The sequence below is a fragment of the Vogesella perlucida genome (assembly GCF_979366545.1).
In genome coordinates this window covers 1-576 of the sequence record NZ_CEETRO010000036.1, presented here as the reverse complement: position 1 = coordinate 576, position 576 = coordinate 1, and the positions used below count along the sequence as shown (strand labels likewise).

The following is a 576-nucleotide window of genomic DNA, read 5'->3' as shown; positions in this document are numbered from 1 at the left end:
ATTGCCGCCGAAGCCGGTGGCAACTGTGAGCTGACCGTACCGGGCGAGGTGCATCGCACCGATAACGGCGTGAGCGTGGTGGGCCTGTACAACCTGCCGGGCCAGCTGGCGGCCGATGCCTCCAGCCTGTACGCCAAAAACCTGCTCACCTTCCTGTCGCTGATGCTCAGCAAGGAAGGCTTCACCCTTAATCTGGAAGACGACCTGCTGGCGGCCACCCTGGTGACGCACGACGGCCAGGTGCGCTTTCCTGCGGCCAACTAGGAGGTGCCATCATGGTTGACCCGTTTATCTCCAGCTTCACCATCTTCGTTCTGGCCGTGTTCGTGGGCTACCACGTGGTGTGGAACGTTACCCCGGCCCTGCATACCCCGCTGATGGCGGTCACCAATGCCATTTCCGGCATCATCATCGTGGGCGCCATGCTGCAGGTGGTAGACATCAATGGCAGCCAGATCACCGTGACATCGGTGCTGGGCACCATCGGTATCTTCCTGGCCAGTATCAACATCTTCGGTGGCTTCATGGTCACCCAGCGCATGCTCGACATGTTCAAGAAGAAGAAAAAATAAGGGG

Annotated in this window: 1 protein-coding gene and 1 pseudogene; both read left to right on the top strand. The window is 59.5% G+C overall.

All coding sequences use genetic code 11. From position 1 onward, the window contains the following. Window positions 1-264, top strand: a pseudogene (locus tag ACZ9XP_RS17775) (NAD(P)(+) transhydrogenase (Re/Si-specific) subunit alpha); the annotation flags it as partial. Window positions 265-275: 11 nt separating this feature from the next. After that, window positions 276-572 carry a proton-translocating transhydrogenase family protein gene (locus tag ACZ9XP_RS17770; protein WP_465188945.1) on the top strand — a complete coding sequence of 99 codons (297 nt, stop codon included), beginning with the start codon at window positions 276-278 and terminating at the stop codon, window positions 570-572. The last annotated feature ends 4 nt before the right edge of the window (window positions 573-576 follow it).